Source organism: Kangiella sp. TOML190 (genome assembly GCF_023706045.1).
In the GTDB taxonomy this organism is placed as follows: Bacteria; Pseudomonadota; Gammaproteobacteria; order Enterobacterales; family Kangiellaceae; genus Kangiella.
In genome coordinates this window covers 1,860,682-1,876,706 of the sequence record NZ_BQYL01000001.1, presented here as the reverse complement: position 1 = coordinate 1,876,706, position 16,025 = coordinate 1,860,682, and the positions used below count along the sequence as shown (strand labels likewise).

13 protein-coding genes are annotated in these 16,025 nt (G+C 42.4%); 2 read left to right on the top strand and 11 right to left on the bottom strand.

What is annotated here, in order from left to right; translation table 11 throughout:
* Positions 1 to 200: 200 nt before the first annotated feature.
* The 9 genes from NFS34_RS08960 to NFS34_RS08920 form a co-directional block, all read right to left on the bottom strand.
* On the bottom strand, positions 201 to 803 hold the full coding sequence (locus tag NFS34_RS08960) for a lipocalin family protein (protein ID WP_251359700.1): 603 nt from the start codon (positions 801 to 803) through the stop codon (positions 201 to 203).
* Between the two features lie 147 nt (positions 804 to 950).
* Positions 951 to 1,184 (bottom strand): TIGR02647 family protein, encoded by a 234-nt coding sequence (locus NFS34_RS08955; protein ID WP_251359699.1) that lies wholly within the window; start codon positions 1,182 to 1,184, stop codon positions 951 to 953.
* Between the two features lie 102 nt (positions 1,185 to 1,286).
* Complete coding sequence (locus tag NFS34_RS08950; protein WP_251359698.1) at positions 1,287 to 3,473, bottom strand: M3 family metallopeptidase; 2,187 nt, start codon at positions 3,471 to 3,473, stop codon at positions 1,287 to 1,289.
* Positions 3,474 to 3,657: 184 nt separating this feature from the next.
* Positions 3,658 to 4,902 carry an MFS transporter gene (locus NFS34_RS08945; protein ID WP_251359697.1) on the bottom strand — a complete coding sequence of 415 codons (1,245 nt, stop codon included), beginning with the start codon at positions 4,900 to 4,902 and terminating at the stop codon, positions 3,658 to 3,660.
* A 79-nt stretch (positions 4,903 to 4,981) separates the two neighbouring features.
* A complete protein-coding gene (gene egtD, locus NFS34_RS08940; protein WP_251359696.1) occupies positions 4,982 to 5,908 on the bottom strand; it encodes an L-histidine N(alpha)-methyltransferase in 927 nt (308 codons plus the stop codon).
* On the bottom strand, positions 5,908 to 7,236 hold the full coding sequence (gene egtB / locus NFS34_RS08935) for an ergothioneine biosynthesis protein EgtB (RefSeq protein WP_251359695.1): 1,329 nt from the start codon (positions 7,234 to 7,236) through the stop codon (positions 5,908 to 5,910). The genes egtD and egtB overlap by 1 nt, the downstream gene beginning before the upstream one ends.
* A 19-nt stretch (positions 7,237 to 7,255) precedes the next feature.
* Positions 7,256 to 8,047, bottom strand: coding sequence for a PhzF family phenazine biosynthesis protein (locus NFS34_RS08930; RefSeq protein ID WP_251359694.1), 792 nt, complete (start codon positions 8,045 to 8,047; stop codon positions 7,256 to 7,258).
* Positions 8,044 to 8,961: an aldo/keto reductase gene (locus NFS34_RS08925; protein ID WP_251359693.1), complete on the bottom strand. Its 918-nt coding sequence runs from the start codon at positions 8,959 to 8,961 to the stop codon at positions 8,044 to 8,046. The genes NFS34_RS08930 and NFS34_RS08925 overlap by 4 nt, the downstream gene beginning before the upstream one ends.
* Positions 8,961 to 10,421, bottom strand: a complete 1,461-nt coding sequence (locus NFS34_RS08920; RefSeq protein ID WP_251359692.1) for a DUF4407 domain-containing protein — start codon at positions 10,419 to 10,421, stop codon at positions 8,961 to 8,963. Before NFS34_RS08920 ends, NFS34_RS08925 begins: the two co-directional genes overlap by 1 nt.
* A gap of 370 nt (positions 10,422 to 10,791) precedes the next feature.
* Here NFS34_RS08920 and NFS34_RS08915 point away from each other — a divergent pair, with 370 nt between their 5' ends.
* Entirely contained in the window at positions 10,792 to 11,361 is a 570-nt protein-coding gene (locus tag NFS34_RS08915) for a YSC84-related protein (protein WP_251359691.1), read from the top strand.
* A gap of 170 nt (positions 11,362 to 11,531) precedes the next feature.
* A complete protein-coding gene (locus NFS34_RS08910; protein ID WP_251359690.1) occupies positions 11,532 to 12,818 on the top strand; it encodes an FAD-binding oxidoreductase in 1,287 nt (428 codons plus the stop codon).
* 3 nt (positions 12,819 to 12,821) lie between these two features.
* On the opposite strand, the gene NFS34_RS08905 is transcribed toward NFS34_RS08910, so the two are convergent.
* Positions 12,822 to 14,099, bottom strand: coding sequence for a hypothetical protein (locus NFS34_RS08905; protein ID WP_251359689.1), 1,278 nt, complete (start codon positions 14,097 to 14,099; stop codon positions 12,822 to 12,824).
* A gap of 13 nt (positions 14,100 to 14,112) precedes the next feature.
* The gene (locus NFS34_RS08900; RefSeq protein WP_251359688.1) at positions 14,113 to 16,008 is read right to left on the bottom strand and encodes a hypothetical protein; all 1,896 of its coding nucleotides are present in this window, start codon (positions 16,006 to 16,008) and stop codon (positions 14,113 to 14,115) included.
* Positions 16,009 to 16,025: the final 17 nt, after the last annotated feature.

Here is a 16,025-nt window from a genome sequence, read left to right as displayed (position 1 = left end):
ATCTTTTAATAACAATTAGATAAATGTAACTAACATAGTTACTACGATAACTGAAGCAATCAACATCTCTAATGCATCTTCAATACGTTCGCTCATAACAGTCTCCTTCGGCTAACCAGCCATTGCCTGTGTCAATTTAAGATGGAGCGAATTTTACGCGAGATTTGTCACAATATTAAGATAAATTCACAAGATACTTTTTAATGGCTTTTATTATTTTTTCTAATGGATAGTGGTTGTTGAGGAACCTTGACTAATTGCGAGGTATCGTAACCTTGATCACGCACTATAGATACCAGCTTTCGATACGTTTGTTCGCTAATCTGCGGGGTGCGCGCCATGATCCAGACATAGTCCCTATCGCTTCGACCGATAATGGTTTGGCTGTAGTCTTGATTTAGATAGACAATTCGATACTCCATTTCAATCGGCCAGATAAACTGCATTCCCCAAACCGCATTACTGGTTTTATCCCAGACAAAACCTTTGGGGTTGTAGGTTTTTATTTTTCCATTAAACCCATCTTGATTGAACTGAAATTGAGTCAAGATATTGCCTTCATCATCAAGTTGATAGGACTCAACCGCATTGTGTGCACCCTTTTCAATAAAGGTCGGAATGTTTGCGATGACATACCAATCGCCCATAAATCTATTGAGATCAACCTGAGCCTCAGTACGAATGGGCGGCAAATTGCTGCAGGCAGATAGTAAGAAACTGCAGAGCAATAGCGGTAAGAACCATCGAAATTGGTTTAGATAGGAGTTTTTGCTACGGCAATTGGAGCCTGTGTTTAAGGACATAAAACTAACATTACTTACGTTTATTAGCTGCAACTTAACAAACGCGGCGTGAAGTTTAGGTCAATGAAAACTCTTAATAGCAGTTTGCAATAGCCGCAACTTAAAGCTTGAGCGGCTCAAACTAGTCCTCTTTTAGCTTTATGTAAGCTATTGTTTTAGCAGTGATAATAGTAATTGGGCGTGTTCCGCAGCCTCATGCCCCATATCCGTTAGATAGCCGCCGTCGGGCAAAGTGACAATGCCTTTGTCATAAAGCCGCTGGGCAGCGCTGATACTACTTTTGGTCGCATCAGAATGGATCTTAATCCCCTGCTGCGTCGTTTCCAGGTTAAACAACGACAGGAGCTTAATTTCTTCGAGTAGTTCTTGGCTAATAGGCATAGTTTTTCCTCTTTTAGCTACCGTTATACCCAAAGAAGAAACTGGCGACAATAAAAAAGCCGCATAAAGCGACTTTTTTATTAAAAAGAGTTCGAGCAATGATTAATTGATCAAACCACGACTTTTCAGCAAGTATTGTGGATCGGCCTCTTTTCCTCTAAATTGTTTATAAAGCTTTAAAGGATCTTCTGTACCACCTTTTGACAATACATTATCGACAAAGGCTTTTGCCGTTTTTTCATCAAAAATACCATTTTCACGGAAGGCTTGGTAAGCATCAGCACCGAAAATATCTGACCAGATGTAGCTGTAGTAACCCGCCGAGTAGCCACCTGAGAAAATATGCGAGAAATAGGTGGTTCGGTAGCGAGGCGCAATTTCATCAATCAATCCATACTCATCTAGAACTTTCGCTTCAAATTCATCCGCATCTCGCTCTTGACCATCTTCAATGGTGTGCCATGCAAGATCCAGCAGAGTAGCCGCCATATATTCGGTGGTAGCAAAACCTTGATTAAACTTGCTAGCAGCTTGAATTTTCTCGATCATTTGCTGCGGGATCACTTCGCCCGTTTTATAGTGTTTAGCAAATTGCGCCAGCACTTCCGGCTCCATCATCCAATTTTCATGGACTTGCGATGGAAACTCTACAAAATCACGCGGGACAGAAGTTCCGGTTTGCGATGGGTAAACACCGTCCGACAAGAAACCGTGCGCGGCATGACCAAACTCATGAAACAAGGTACTGGCCTGATCAAAGGTTAACAAGGTTGGTTCATCGCCAACAGGACGTGGGTAGTTTAAGACATTAACAATAATCGGCTTTTGGAACTTACCATTCTCATCAACAAACTGCTTACGATAAGAGTTCATCCAAGCGCCGCCACGTTTACCACCACGGACATAGTGATCGGTGATGTAAATTCCAATCAAGTCACCATTGGCATCATTAACCTCGAAAGTACGAACGTCTTCATGGTATTTTGGTAAATCAAAACGCTCTTTAAAGTTCATTCCGTAAAGCTTGTTAGCAATATAAAAAACGCCATTTAAAGTATCTTCCAAGGAAAAATAAGGCTTGGTGGCTTCTTCATCTAAATCATATTTGGCTTTGCGAATTTTTTCCGAATAATGGCGCCAGTCAGAAGCGCGGAACTTAAAATCACCACCTTCTTCATCAATCATTTTTTGCATCGCAGCCACTTCTTTCTTAGCCTGCTTGATTGCTGCTGGCCAGATCTGATCCAGTAACTTGGTTACGTTTTCAGCGTTCTTGGCAACACGGTTCTCCAAAACAAAATCTGCGTGATTTTGATAGCCAAGCAATTGCGCTTTTTGGGAGCGTAGCGCGGCAATTTTTGCAGCGATTTTTTTATTATCATTTGCATTATCGTTATCGCCACGATGGGTATAGGCCTGATAAATTTTTTCGCGCAACTCGCGGTTAGTCGAATAAATCAGGAAAGGATTTTTCGAAGGACGATGAGTAGTAAAGACCCATTTACCTTCATGACCACGCTTTTTAGCCGTTTCCGCAGCGGCATCAATAATATTCTGCGGCAAGCCAGCTAAATCGGCTTTATCATCAATAACCATTTCCCAGTTATTATTTTCTGCTAGCACATTATCGCCAAACTTGATGGACAGTTCGGTCAGTTGTTTATTCAGTTCCCGTAATTTGCTCTTTTCAGCATCGTTTAACTCTGCACCACCACGTACAAAGCCTTTATAACGATCTTCCAATAGTTTCATTTGATCCGGACGTAAGCCAAGCTCGTTGCGCTGCTCATAGACCGCTTTTACTCGCGCAAACAATTTTGGATTTAAATTTACATCATCTCTTAAGGCCGATAGCTTAGGACCAATTTCGCGCGAAATGGCTTGTAATTCTTTATTGGTATTGGCCGAAGTTAAGTTGAAAAAGACATTAGCGACCTTGGTAAGATCTTTACCGTTGTATTCCAAGGCTTCAATCGTATTGTTAAAACTTGGTGCTTCTGGGTTATTAGCCACTAGCTCGATTTCATTTCGCGCTTGTTTGATTGCATAGTCAAAGGCAGGACGATAATGTTCGTTTTTGATCTGCTCAAACGGCGGCATGCCAAAAGGCGTATCCCACTGGACAAAAAAAGGATTAGCTGCGTCGACTTTCATTGACTCAGCATCTTTAGCATCGGCAACCTTTAACGCAGCCTTATCCATCGTATCTTGCTCTGCATTATGTACACAGCCGCTGGTTGTTGCCGCTAGAGCTGCGGCCACGGCTAAACTTAAGGTAAGTTTTTGCATTCATTGACTCCTGTATATCTAATAAAATACTTCGAATGAGAATTTCGAGATTTTGCGAATAGTTTTTTCAGACCGTTTGATACCATAAATGGCTACCAATTACAGTAAAAACTGCTCAACTTATCTTAACTCATTGTTTTTACGGGTTATTTAATTGTTACAACTTATTAAGAAAGGCCCTAAATTAATGACCTTGTTGCGCTAACACTTTCGAAATCATGCTCGCTTGTTGTTGTCGCGTAATGAACATTACCAGTACCGACGCGGCGATCAGGACAGCACCGATTAATATTACTAAAGTCGAACTAATAACACTCAAAGGGCCGCCAACAACCGCAATAATAACGTTAGTGATACAAAAAATACTGGTTTGCAAGCCCATCACTTTACCTTGCCCTAAATGACCAAAATATTTGGATAAATAGGTTGGCACCATTCCATTAGTAATGGCGATCCAGCCGCCAATAACAAAAAATAGAGGATAGATCATAGCTGCTGTTGAAAAGGGTTGAATGGCAATTAATAGTGCTAGTGCAATACCGCCACCGATCATCGAAGCGACTTCGCCAAATTTATGATTGATCTTATCAACCCAAAAGCTACTAACCACCACCATGCAAGCGGTCAAAGCAACCGTCGCCCAAGCGATACCACGACTATCGAAGCTTAGTTTATCGACAAACCAGACTGGATAAAAATCGTAAAAAGCATTCAGCCCCATCGAGTACAAAAAGTAAAACCAAAAAACGGGTAACACTTCTTTATGTTTTAACACGGTTAAGGAGTTATTTTCCTTAATCAATCGCCAAAATCGATACTCCGGTTTGGGTCGTTGCTGACGTCGCTCAATAGTAAAAAATACCATAGCTAAAGCGATTAGGATCCCAACAGCGGCAATGTTAAACACATTAGCAACGCCGTAAACCATCAAAAAGCCACCTATTAAAGGGCCAACCAACCAGCCGACATAAGTCGCCGCATAGACTAAAGAAATGGCTTTCGTTCGTTCGATATGCGGATGTAACTCTGCGCCAATGGCTCTAGCAATCGAAATATTACCTTCACAAATACCCGTGACTAACCTAGCCAAAGTAAAACCGATAAAGGATTCATGAACCACTGACAATGCCGTTAAAAAATAGCCTATAGCGCTACCGCTTAAGGTTAGCAACAGTACTTTGCGCCGCCCGTAATGATCCGATAAAGCACCCACAAAAATACTACCGATAAGTAGCCCCAATGGATAAATCGCCAAAGAAAATCCTAGCAATACCTTAGGATGAAACCCCATAAAGTGGGTTAAATCGTTAGCTGGATAATCAATAAAATAAGGTGCTAAAACCGGATACGGCAAAGCAATACCGGCAGTTCCTAATACTGAAATCAACATCACGCTAAACAGCGTTAGTTTGGCTTTTGCAGGAGTCATTAAGCTAATGAATTATGGTATTTTGAATGTCTGTCTTGAGTATAGGTAGCTTGCCAAAGGAATGCTAATAAAACTTTGTTTAAGCTAGCGACGCTCGAAAAAAGTTCAAACTGAAGTATCCGTCCTTATCCGTCCAAGTTTTAATTCGTTGGAATCCTGAACCCTGCGCCATCTTGTCGATATCCTCTAAGCTAAATTTATAGGAGTTTTCAGTGTGTATGGTTTCGCCAGCTTTAAAGTCGATTTGCTTGCCATCAACAAAGTAAGCTTGCTGCTGCATGCTCACCAGATGCATTTCGATTCTATGCAGTTTTTCATTGTAAAAAGCCCGATGGCTGAATTTTGATGCATCAATAGCGCTCCCCAATTGACGATTCACATTGCTGAGCATATTAAGATTAAATTTAGCAGTCACTCCATGAGTGTCGTTGTAAGCTGCTTCTATCACCGCTGGTTCTTTGTGCAAATCCGCTCCCAGCAAAATACCTCCATCATCGCCAACAAGCTGTCGCATATTTTTCAAAAAACTAACCGCGCTTTCAGGCTCAAAGTTGCCAATAGTAGAGCCAGGATAAAAGACGTAACTGGGTTTATTCCGAAATTCTTTCGGAATTTCGATAGGCTTAGCGAAGTCGCTGACAATCGGATACACTTTTAACCAAGGAAATTTATCTTTTATAGTCTGCGCGGCCTGCTGTAAAAATCGCTTGGAAACATCTTGCGGTAAATAAGCTTCTGGATGAATGGCTTCTAAAATTAATTGTATTTTCTCGCAGGCACCAGCGCCAGGTTCAATAATCACCGCCGATTTATCAAAATAGCTGGCCATCTCTTCGGCATTCTGGATAAGAATAGTCCGCTCGGTACGGGTTGGATAATATTCATCTAACTGAGTGATTCTCTCAAACAATTCCGAGCCATTTTTGTCGTAAAAATATTTAGGATTAATATATTTCTGTTCAGCTAAAAGCCCTGCTAATAAGGCTTCTTGTTCTTTATTCAACACTAGAGGTCCTTGGCTAATCGAATTCCCGAAAACTGCCAGCGCGCTTCCGGATAAAAAAAGTTACGGTAACTAGAACGCATATGATCGCAGCTTGTTACACAAGAACCGCCTCTCAATACCAGTTGGTTACACATAAATTTCCCATTGTATTCGCCGACTGCGCCTGCAGCAGCTTTAAAGCCCGGATACGGAGAGTAGCTACTTGCAATCCATTCCCATAAGTCGCCATAAAGTTGTTGTACTGCCAAGTCGCCTCTATTAGCCGATATTTGATTAGCGCCGGCAGCAAGCGGCTTGAGTGCATCCGACTCGATAAAATTGCCTTGAACCTCTTGTTGAGCAGCAATCAGCTCCCACTCTGCCTCAGTCATCAGCCTAGATTGCGCCCAACGAGCAAAGGCATCGGCTTCATAAGCACTGATATTCGACACCGGCGAAGCCAAGTCCAAGGGTTGTAAACCGTAATAGCCATAATGAAACCAATTCCCTTGTTGTCCTTGCGACCAATAAAGTGGCGCTTGCCAGCGCTTTTCTTGTATCTTTGCCCAGCCATCGCTAAGCCAAAATTCTGGACGCTGATAGCCTTTATCGTCAATAAAGGCCAAGTATTCACGATTCGTTACTAACCGATCAGCAACTAAAAAATCTTTAATAAATACTTGGTGACGAGGATATTCATTATCAAACGCAAAGCTTCCATCATCCGCCTTGCCAATAGTCACTAGCCCCCCTTTTTGCGTTACCCATTCAAGCTTGGCAGGCTCAGAGAGGTTGCTATTAAGATTTGCCATAATTGGCTCTTGGAGTGCTGGCTTTTTATAGGCCGGATATAACGGATTTTGATACCAGTTATAGAGTAAATCCGTTAGTAGTAATTCTTGGTGTTGCTGCTCGTGATTAATTCCCAGCTCTAATAAATACAGCGCTTTGGGTGAACTATCGGCTAAACCTTGAAATAGCTTTTCTATACGCTCAGAAATTGCTCGACGATATTCGAATACCGCTTTTACGGTTGGCCTTGATAAGAGTCCACGCTTGGATCGCAAAAATGGTTTACCAACGCCATTGTAATAAGAATTGAATAGGTAACTGAAGTTTTTATCAAATGAGGTAAAATTGGCTTCGTATTTTTCTAAAATAAAGGTTTCAAAAAACCAACTGGTGTGTGCTAAGTGCCATTTGACAGGGCTTGTTTCAGCTACAGCTTGTAGCCCATAATCTTCAACTTCCAGTGGCTGGCAGAGCTGTTCTGTTTGCAGGCGGCATTTTCTAAACCGAGAAATTAAGCTTTGATAACAAAAATCTGGGGCAATTTCCTTCGAGTTCACGCTAAACCTAGTTACGTTTCTAACCGTCTAAAAAGTCTACTTTACCACTAATCCATACTTTATTCTTTTCGATTTTACTCAATATCACGGCACCAGAATCAGAAAGCTGCTCAGCAACAAAGTGGCTTTTGCCTAATCTTTGCTGCCAATAAGTTGCTAACACCCGATTGGCGGATCCGGTTGCAGGATCTTCATCAATGCCATGCTGCGGCGCAAAATAACGCAATTTAAAATCAAAGCCATCATTGGCAGCTTGAGTGGCGATGATAGCTCTATTGGTTATTCTCGAAAACCCCTTAAAATCAACCCTCACTTGCTTAAGGTCATCCGCTGGATGCCACTCTAAAATAGAATAACCTTGATCGCCGCCTACCTTGGCTATTTGATAAGGCGCTGGGGAAAACATTGCAAAAACCTCAGGCTCAACCTCACTGGCTTCGATCGCTAAAGGCTCAAATCCCAGCCATAGTTGCTGCTTATTATCTTCGATCGCCACCAAACCAGCAGCTAATTCAAGCTGTTGCAAGTGCTGACTGTGGCTATGTTTTTTTAGATAACAAGCAGCTGCTAATAGACCATGGCCACACCATTGAATCTGCTGCTGCGCATTATAAATACTGAGTTTTGGACTGGATCTTAAGGATTGTTTTTCGACAAAAACCGCGGCAGGCTTCTTGAGCTTTTGGACAAGTTTGACAGCTTGACGATCACTAATTTTCGATTCGGTTGCAAAAATTGCCGCCTGCGTACCCTGATGCTCGTCATCAAAAAACACTCGGGCAATGGCAAGTAGCTCTACCCTAGACTTCACAAGTAACGTTCACAAGTATTAATCATCTCTTGACGCAGTTTATCATCGGGTAATAAGCCAGTACCAGCAGCCATATTATCTTTTAAGTGTTTAATTTTACTGGTGGCAGGAATGGCGCAAGTGACCGCTGGGTGCGAAATGGCAAACTTTAGATAAAATTGTGCCCAGGTATTGCAACCGAGTTCAGTAGCATAGCTTGGCAACTGCTTCCCTTTAGTATAACCAAACAGTTCCTTAAAAGGACGGTTAACGATAATCGCAATGCCTTTGTCTAAAGCTAAGGGCAACAAATACTTTTCAACTTTACGATCACGAATGTTATAGGTGATTTGCACAAAGTCCAAAGGCTCGGTTTTCATGATCTCGATTAGTGCTTGGTGTTCCCGACCTGCGTAAGTGGTAATACCCAAGTAGTTAATCAAGCCCACTTGTTTCCATTGGCGCAAAGTTTTGAGGTGAAGTTTCCAGTCCACCAAATTGTGGATTTGCATCAAATCAAATGACTTTAATCGCCATAAACGCAGAGACTCTTGCATTTGCTCGATTCCTGCTTGTTTGCCGCGAGTCCAAACTTTAGTAGCAGAAAAGAGTTTTTTGGGATAGCCTAATTGTTCTAGGCAGTAGCCAATAACCTCTTCTGAGCTGCCGTACATAGGAGACGAATCAAGCATTTCACCGCCTAAATCAAAAAATGTTTTTACCAGTTGAAGTCTTTCGGGTAACTCTTTCGATGATAAATCAATATTCAGATTTTTATTGGTACCCAAACCTATAACAGGGATCAGCTCGCCTGTTGAAGGGATTTTATTGGCCAGCATTTGCTTGCTAGCCGCATCGCTAATGGTCTTTGCTTTAGCAAAAGCTGAGCTAGCGCCTAAAGCGAGCAAAGCCTGTGTAAAAGTTCGTCTTTTCATCAGAAAGATACCGTCTCGAAATCACGCGCCTTATCTAGCCGCTCTTCGCGCGAACGCTTGTGTTCTTCTTCAGCGACTTCCAACTTGGTTTTTTCTTCTAGTAACGCTATGTGCATTTTTCGATACATTTTTAGCGAATAAAAACTAAAAGGACTGAAGAATAACTTAATAATAACCGGCATCAGCTCAATCGCAATGAAAAATATTTTTAGCAGCCAACTAAATAGAATCGCTGCTTGACCAATTTCTGGATCATTATGGATACTTTGCAAACCTAAGTAGCGTCTTAAAAAACCGGTTTTAACCTCATAAAACAAACCATCATTTTCTAAAGTTACTCTATATTCGTCGAGCTTTATCTGTTTTTGCTCAATCTGGTTAGCAAGCTCCACTTTAGCCAAAGCAATAGATTCTTCTAGTCGGCTCAAACTGGTTTGATTGGACTCAAAATTAGCCACTCCTTCTGCCAAAATATTACTTTCCTTTTGCACCTCATTCACCGCAGAAGTTGCTGAATCAATATCTGGGTTTAGTGCCGCAAGTTTAGATTTAGCGTCAGCCAAACTGAGCTCTAATACTGCAATCTGCGTTTCAAGATCGGTATAGGTTTTAACTGCTCGACGATATTTAGGCCCTTCGGTGGGTGCTCTACCGTCTCGACCAGTTCTTTCTAATAAGGCTTCATTAAACCAATAATTATAATCCTGTCGCGCTTGCGCGATGCGCTCATTAATACCCGCAATTTCAGCAATTAACACTTGTTGGGATTTTTGTAGCTCGCTCAAATTGGTCTGCTTCACCGTAAGGTTATTTTGCACCACGTCCGGATCGGAAGATTGCTCGGTGGCTTTGTAGCTGTTGATTTGGCTCCGTAGTGCATCAATTTGCACGCCTAGATCTGCAACCCGCTTTTTGTCCACATCAATCGAAGTATCCAGCTCTTTTTCATAAGCCGCTAATCGGGAGAAATACTCTTTATTATTTTGATTTGACTCTTTTTGGATTTGTTCATCGATAGCTGATGACTGCAAACTAATCTCTGCCAAAGTCGCCAAACCAATAGCGATGATTAGCGAATAAATAATTCGTGGAATAAGCCCGAGCAAACTACGAAAGGGTAAACCATTTTTAAAGGGATTTCGGAGCGCCCAATCAGAACCTATTATTGCCTGATCGAGAAAAAATAGGGTTAACGCAAAAATAAATCCGGCTATAACCGCAGCAGTTGTTCCTAAGAATAAAGAAACACCGTAGGAAAAGAGCAAAAAGGTAAAGGCAAACGTGACGATTTGCCGAAAAACCATGGCATAAGCCAACATACGATCGTATCGACCACATGAAGCCAGTACTTGTGAATCGGTTAGCGACAAAAAGGAAATAAAACGAAAAAATAAGGAATCTTGCTTTGCTTGAGCCTCTTGCCCCTCAAGCGCCTTTTCTTCTTGGATAGTATCAGACATAAAAGCACCCAACTTGATTATCATTGTTCCAATCAAGCAGATCACCCATTGACTTTATAACACCCAATTTATTAGAGCCAGCGCCAATTTAAGCTTCTCTGCTCTGTTATTAATCATTTTGACACAAATCCAACACAAATGGTTCATTGACCTATGTATAAAAAGTGTAAAGAAGTATGTTAAATCAATTGCTTAGCTAACTTATGCTTTAAACGATATTAAGCCTAATCGATAAAATTTACTCCGATGCTAGCAAATCGCTTCCAGCATTCAGTTTAATTCTAAGCAGATCTCATTTTGAAAGATTGGATTTGCTGGATGAATCAGCATTGACTAAAGTTAACTACTCAAACACCCGAAGGAGTTCGATATGCATACCAAGTTAAAACTTTTAGGACTTATGTTATTAGCCTTGAGCATCACTGCCTGCTCAACAACTAAGGGCTCTTCAACAGCCGAAAAAAGAGCCTTTGTGGAAGAAATGCGCCAAGATGCGCTGAAACAGCTCTATGCCAAACATCCTCAGGCCCGTGCAGAAATAGCTCAGTCGGCAGGTTATGCGGTGTTTAGTAATATTAATACCAACTTAATTTTTGTGAGCACTGGCGGCGGCTATGGTATTGCCACCAACCGTAAAAATGGTCAACAAACCTACATGAAAATGGCCAGCCTTGGTCTTGGGCTTGGCGCTGGTTTAAAAGATGCTCGCCTAGTCATGATTTTCAAAAAGGATCATGACTTTGGAAGCTTCGTGGACAATGGTTGGGATCTTTCTGGTCAAGCTGGTGCTTCCGCCCAATCCGATGAACAAGGCGGACACGCGGCGGCGGCTAAGTCCGTCGATTTTGACGTAAAAACCTACAAATTAACTAAAGCTGGTGTTTCTGCTGAAGTGACCATTGATGGCACTAAATTTTGGCAAGATGACGAACTCAATTAATATCGTCATTGAAACCCTTAGCAAGAGCTTTAAAGCCCTCTGAAGTCTTTAAAGCTCTTGGCCTCTTTTCTGTAGATTTAATTCAACCAGTATAAATTTACCTCGCCTCACAAAAGCGGTAATCTTAAAGCAATAAACCAGTCAGGCGCATCAAGCGCAAATTAAAGTCTATGCCTAGTTCTTACCCTAATAGTTATTATGCAGCCACCAGTCGTTATCAAATAACAAACAGCCCGCTACCGCAAAAGCTTGAAGTCGAAACCTGTATTATTGGCGCAGGTTATGCCGGTTTAATGACCGCTTTGGGTTTGATTGAACGTGGCCATGAAAGTGTTGCCATAGTTGAGAAAAACAAAGTTGGCTTTGGCTGTTCTGGCAGAAATGGCGGCTTTGTCTTTGGTGGCTATTCATTAGGACCCAAAGCACTGATTAACCAAGTAGGCGAAGATAAAGCGCGTGATTTGTACCAACTGACCAAGTCTGCAGTTGACTTAATTCGTCATCGCGTTGCGCAATATGAGATTGATTGCGATCTGGTTGGTAAAGGCGTGATCTGGGCAAATTGGTTTAACGACCAACAATTCCTGCTGCAAGAAAAAGCTTTTATGCAAGACAAAATGGGACTGGATTGGACTTACCTTTCCCCAGAGCAACTCAAAGAGCAAATCAAGAGCGAACGCTATCATGGTGGTTTGTTCGAGCCTAACGCTATGCATTTTCATCCCTTAAATTATGCGCTGGGTGTAGCGCAAGCCATCACTCAACAAGGTGGGCAAATTTTTGAAGATTGCGAAGTGTTGGATATCGATTATCAATCAGCAGAAAAAACCGTCAAAACAGCTCAAGGAAACATTAGCGCAAAAAACGTTGTACTTTCTGGTGGCGGTTATTTGGGTGATTTATGTAAACCGGTTGCTCGCTCTATTTTACCCATCGCCACTTACGTGATGGCGACCGAACCCCTTGGCGATCGCCTTAAGGATTTTATCAATACCGAAGCCGCCATCTACGACACCCGCTTTGCATTCGACTATTATCGAGCACTAACCGATACACGGATCCTGTGGGGTGGCCATATTCACGCCAATACTAACAAGCCCAAAAACCTCGACTATTTATTGAAGAAAGATCTAGCTAAAGTTTTTCCCGAACTGCAAAACCTCAAGGTTGAATACGATTGGCAAGGATGGATGGCTTATGCACGCCATCAAATGGCTCAAATTGGTCAAGTTGCACCCGGGGTTTGGTATGGTATCGGTTTTGGCGGTCATGGTGTCGCGCCGACAACTGCAGCCGGTGAAGTGTTAGCCGAAGCTATTTCGGACCAAGGCGATAGCTATAAACAATTCGAGCCTTGGGGTTTGCCTTGGAATGGCGGACCTTTTGGTCCAGCCGCAGCTCAACTCAGTTATTGGTGGTATCAACTTAAAGATTACTTAAAAGAAAAGCTTCAATAAGTCTTAGTTTTGGCTTTGGCACCATTTCTGTTGTTTATTAAAAAAAGCTTTATGTAACTTATATGTGGCACCTGATTTTGGAAAGCTACCGCAATAACTTGTTGGCTGTTCCTTAATGCACTTGCCGAAACGACTTTCAAACTTCTGCTTAGCATTTTCGTCGGTTTTGATTAAAAACTGATATAAAGCGCCCTGACTGGCCGCATCATTAGCCAACATGGTTTTTAAACTATCGCAGCTAGCGAAGTCTTGTAATTGAATCGGACGGCAAACACCTGCTTGGTTATAACCAATAGAACCAAAATCCGCAAAAACGGTACCTTTTTTTATTAACTTACGATTAATCGCAATACGAAAACTCGTCGGCTCGCTCAGTTCGTTATAACCAGTTGGATAGGTAATAAAGCCAGTATTATCCTTGGTCGGCGGTAAATAAACGGCCTTCTCGACCAGCGTTTTTTGTGCAGTGGATAAATCAATAATCCTATCCTCAATCTGCGGATCAAGATTACAGGCTAGACCTGCATGCTCAGCAGTGGAAAAGTGCATAATATAATCGGTTGGAGTTTTACCTAAATAAACCGCCGGACCGTAAGATATACTTGAAACCGGATCACCAGCAGCAGCATTTTTAGCTCGACGATAGCCTAATAGTTTGCCATGGTATTTAAATCGCTGATCTTGGGATAGGTCTTTATTTTTAAGCTCTTCTTTCGCGTCACTGATTAACTGGTCAAGGCCGTATGGCAAATCATTTAAAAAACCAGGGTTGATCTTGTCTAAAGCAATTGCACGTAAAGCCGATTTACTCATCACATACTCTTCTGAGCTGTTGGCGTTGGGCGGCCCAATACCTTCAAATTGCTTCAACAGTTTTTCGATCAATTGCAAATTTTCGGTATCAATTGAGTGCTGATATAACTCCAATACTGACTCAATCCCAAAGGAGCTTTTAACCAAAGCCACATAATCGTGGAAAGACTTATTATTAATAAAGTCAGGAAAACTTTCTCGCGCTCGAATACCGGCATAGGCATACTGTTGAGCGTTATTAAAAATCTCGAACTGGCGATAGTTCATCGACACCAGCATGGCAATTTTTTCCCGATGCCCCCAAGTGTATAAAACCCTTTCGCTACTTTTAGCCGCTCGCGCGCAAGAAGCCAAATAGTGCTCTAGAGCATTGCCGCTAGTCCAATCAATGTCGGCATTACAGGCAGACACCCTTGGCGTCGCCAATAAACCAACACTCAAAAAGCCTATTAAAAGGGCAAGTTTCATCGACACTGTCAACCTAAGGACTTGATTTTGCAGCGGCAGAATCTTGCGCTGGCGATTCCGGTTGCGCCAGCACTGGGGCTGTGTTGTACCAAATCACCTTCTTTTCTGGCCCCAGCTCAATAACGGCCTGCCCTGCCTTGATTAGCTCCATTTGGTTTTTAGTAGCATCGACGACCAACTTAGCAAAGCGATCCGCACGAACTTTTTGACTGATCGACTCTAAGCCCAATTTTTGCCCCCACTGCTCAATTTGTAGATTCGTTAAACAACCCAAATCATTCGGCGAATCGGAACAATGACTTTTAGCAATCCGACCAACGTTGTAATCAAGCACCCCTTGGCGAGAGTCCATTTCACTGCCAATAGGAGTCGGCAGCTGAATCATAAAGGCGTAAGGGCTACGGTAGTTTTCCACCTTGAAATCACAAGCATCACTTTTATCGCTACAAGTTCGTGCTTCATTTTCCAATTGGCGCAAAGCGACCAATACTTCATCTTGAGCCCGCTTTAAGCGCTGAATACTTTCATTGGTTTCTTCAGCTAATTGTTTATTAAGCTGTCCCTGCTGACCTTCGCAGCTTTTAAGATTAGCGCTTTGGCTATCTAAATCTTTAGCTTTTGTCTCTAAGGCCGCTTTCCATTCATTTATTTTCTTTGTATTAAAACCATTGATGCTGAAATTATTATACTGATCTTGATAAGCTTTTTGCGCTTGCTTATAAGCCGCCCATTCATTTTGGCAACCTACAACCGTGCTGGTTAAGTTACCATCACTATCGACCGTCCAATGCACATAGCCACTAGGATTAACCAAGACCTGTTCGATTTCATCGTACAGGGTATTGTAAGCGCCCCAATAGCTAGCGAGCTGATCAAACTCAGTTTCTTTATCCGGCAAAGGATTTCCGGGCCAATTGGAAAGCATTTCATAAGGCGTAATCGCAATTTGGAAATCTTTTGGCGCCACATAAGCATCGAGCGATAAGGTTTTAAGCTTATCAATTAAATCTTGCTGACTCGATGGAATAGCGTCACCCTTACCACCCGTTAAAAAGATCGAAATGTCCATTCGATCACTGGAACTTGACTCAGTTTTGCCCTTTTGCACCTTACTTTCGAAGCGAGCACCCCAGCCGCTACCTGACATTTGCGCGCTGAGTTTTTCTTTTTGACTTTTGGAAGTGCTTTGAAAACTGATGGTTGCGGTCAATTTAGCGCCACCATAAATTGCGGAAACAAAAGAAGAGCCACAATGCCTGCGGAAATTAGCTTTATTTTTCTCGCGTGCCAATTTTAGCGCATGCGGCGTTAGGCGAATGGCACCACGGGAGCCACCACGTTCATTAATATCCGACTGATAGCTTGAGGTTTTTGAACCTTCCTCAGGCACTGGCGAAGCATAACGCACCCCATTAAGCACGGTAGCATTTAAGACAAAAGTTGATGATTTGCTATTAATATTTTGCGACTTGGCAAAAGCAGCTTTACCAGAAGCCTCAAAACCAATGGTTTTTACCGAAGCTTCCGCTGACATACCCAAGCTTTCCATCAATTGATAACTATCATTGACTTCCTTCATAGTCATGTAACGGGTTTGCGCTGGCTCTTCACCAGGAACAAACTCCACACAAATCGACGGAATGGGCTCTGAATCGCCACGATTCCAGCCCCAGCCTAAAGCAACGCCGGTTAGCGGACTTTCGATGATTTCGACCGCACCGACCGCATCGAATGTACTAAAAGCCCCTTTATCGCCTTGGTTAGCTTTATCACCATTGGCAGCATTGCCATTAGCGGGCTCACCCGTATTAGATTTGGAGCATGCGGTAAATAAAAATGAACTGATGGCTAACCACAACGTGGCTTTAATGGCCTTACTGATAGGCGCTACTAACGACTCCCCTTGCATATACTACTCCTTGTAAT

Excerpts from the sequence above, each read along its gene's own strand:
- NFS34_RS08910 (WP_251359690.1), top strand. The coding sequence starts at position 11,532 with ATGCCTAGTTCTTACCCTAATAGTTATTATGCAGCCACCAGTCGTTAT.
- NFS34_RS08915 (WP_251359691.1), top strand. The coding sequence starts at position 10,792 with ATGCATACCAAGTTAAAACTTTTAGGACTTATGTTATTAGCCTTGAGC.
- NFS34_RS08960 (WP_251359700.1), bottom strand. The coding sequence starts at position 803 with ATGTCCTTAAACACAGGCTCCAATTGCCGTAGCAAAAACTCCTATCTA.
- NFS34_RS08945 (WP_251359697.1), bottom strand. The coding sequence starts at position 4,902 with ATGACTCCTGCAAAAGCCAAACTAACGCTGTTTAGCGTGATGTTGATT.
- NFS34_RS08900 (WP_251359688.1), bottom strand. The coding sequence starts at position 16,008 with ATGCAAGGGGAGTCGTTAGTAGCGCCTATCAGTAAGGCCATTAAAGCC.
- NFS34_RS08905 (WP_251359689.1), bottom strand. The coding sequence starts at position 14,099 with ATGAAACTTGCCCTTTTAATAGGCTTTTTGAGTGTTGGTTTATTGGCG.
- NFS34_RS08925 (WP_251359693.1), bottom strand. The coding sequence starts at position 8,961 with ATGAAAAGACGAACTTTTACACAGGCTTTGCTCGCTTTAGGCGCTAGC.
- NFS34_RS08955 (WP_251359699.1), bottom strand. The coding sequence starts at position 1,184 with ATGCCTATTAGCCAAGAACTACTCGAAGAAATTAAGCTCCTGTCGTTG.
- NFS34_RS08920 (WP_251359692.1), bottom strand. The coding sequence starts at position 10,421 with ATGTCTGATACTATCCAAGAAGAAAAGGCGCTTGAGGGGCAAGAGGCT.
- NFS34_RS08950 (WP_251359698.1), bottom strand. The coding sequence starts at position 3,473 with ATGCAAAAACTTACCTTAAGTTTAGCCGTGGCCGCAGCTCTAGCGGCA.